General features: G+C 60.6%; 1 protein-coding gene. It reads right to left on the reverse strand.

Annotation, left to right across the window (positions count from 1 at the left end; all coding sequences use genetic code 11):
• The coding region (locus EV660_RS18485; RefSeq protein WP_134014131.1) for an IS1634 family transposase at window positions 1–1640 on the reverse strand (1640 nt) is incomplete at its 3' end.
• Window positions 1641–1665: the final 25 nt, after the last annotated feature.

Below are 1665 nucleotides of genomic sequence, written 5' to 3' on the forward strand. Positions count from 1 at the left end.
TTTGGCAGGTTGAGTGTTTGGAAGAGGTCCAGTTGCTCCGGTGTGGTTTTGCTTATTCCGTGGAAGCTGCGGCTTCCGGCATATGCCGTGTGTTTCTGAATGCGCGACAGGATGTCGAGGGCGAGCTGAGGACTTGCGTGATGGCCTTTGGCCTTCAGGCGCATGCGCATGACTCGGTGCAGGGTGAGGGCCAGAAAGCAGATCAGCGCATGAGCGCGGATACGATCTGGCAGCCGGTGGTGAACTGGCGCGATCTCGATGTCGGATTTCAGGACGCGAAAGCCGCGCTCGATATCTGCCAGTGCCTTGTAGCGCACGACGGCGTCAGCCGGGGTGATCTCGGGGACATTGGTCAGCAAGACGAGTTTGCCGTCAAAGAGGGCTGCGCGCGCGATGGCCTCTTCATCAACGTTCCAACTGAACCGATCTGCCGTCAGATCCGCCTTGATGAAGCGCGTCAGTTCCGCGTCTGAAATGGCACGGACAAAGCGGCTATAGGCCCCCCGGTCTGAGGCGCGCCGCCCAAGAGCGCTCTTGCCTTCATCTTGCCAATCAAGCTTGGTCACCATGGTGTTCCCCATGACCTCCAACTCATTGATCCGCGCCCGACGGGCCTCACCCTGCTCGATTGCGCGGGCGGCATCATGCGCGACAATCAGGCGGTGGCCTTCAAAGCTGGCCTCTCGCAGCCCGTCACCTGTCCTGAAGTCAACCCCCCGAACGGTTTCCACAAGATCGCCATAGCGCCGCGCTGGAACGGCGAGGATGAACTCCAGCTTGCGCCCGCCCTTATAGGCGATGTCTGTCAGGTGATGGATATTGTCCAGACTCAGCAGGCCGCGATCTGCCACCAGAATGATACGCTGGATGGGGAAGCGCTGCAGGACCGTTTGCACCATGCCCTGCAGGGTCTTGGTTTCAGACACATTGCCCGGATGCACTGTGTGCATGAGCGGCAGACCCTCGGCGGTCTGCACCACGCCCAGCACGAACTGCCGCGCGATGCCGCCGGTTTCTTTGTTCATGCCAAAGGCACGAACATCATCTTCCAGCCGGGCCTCGCCATGAATGCGCACGGTCGTCAGGTCATAGAAGACTATTGTGAGGTCTTGATCCACAAGCGGCCGGATCTGGCGCGCCAGGGCGTCTTCGACTGCCTCGGCGTTGTCCATCAACGCGTCCATGGCCCGCAACAGATGCTGATGGGTGACGGTCTCGGGCATGGCCGGCATGGCCACAGTTTCCAGCCAGCGCAGGCAGCCCAGTTTGCTTGTGGCATCGCACAGCCGGTTGAATACCATCGCCCGCACGAGAGCCTCGGCATCAATGCTGCGCTTGCCAGAGCGCAGCGCCCGGTTGAGGGCGCGATCAAACCCAAGGTCTTTCCACAGTTCGTGCAGCGCGAAGACCGTGCCATAGGTTCGGGCGGGGTCGTGCGTAATCTCGTGTGCTGTGTTCTCAAGGCGCCCAACGGCCCTGTTCAACCCGTTGATCAGGGGATCGAGCTTCTCGGGTGACAGCCTGTCCAGGCGACCAAGGTTGGCGACCACCTTGATCCTGACCTTGCCTTCCGCGTCGCGATGCCCCTCCACCAACTGGAGATAGCGTCGACCGCCTGATTTTGAGATGCGCGTATACATTGGGCTAACGTTAAGTCCGAATACG

This window comes from Roseinatronobacter bogoriensis DSM 18756 (assembly GCF_004366635.1).
Taxonomy (GTDB): domain Bacteria; phylum Pseudomonadota; class Alphaproteobacteria; order Rhodobacterales; family Rhodobacteraceae; genus Roseinatronobacter; species Roseinatronobacter bogoriensis.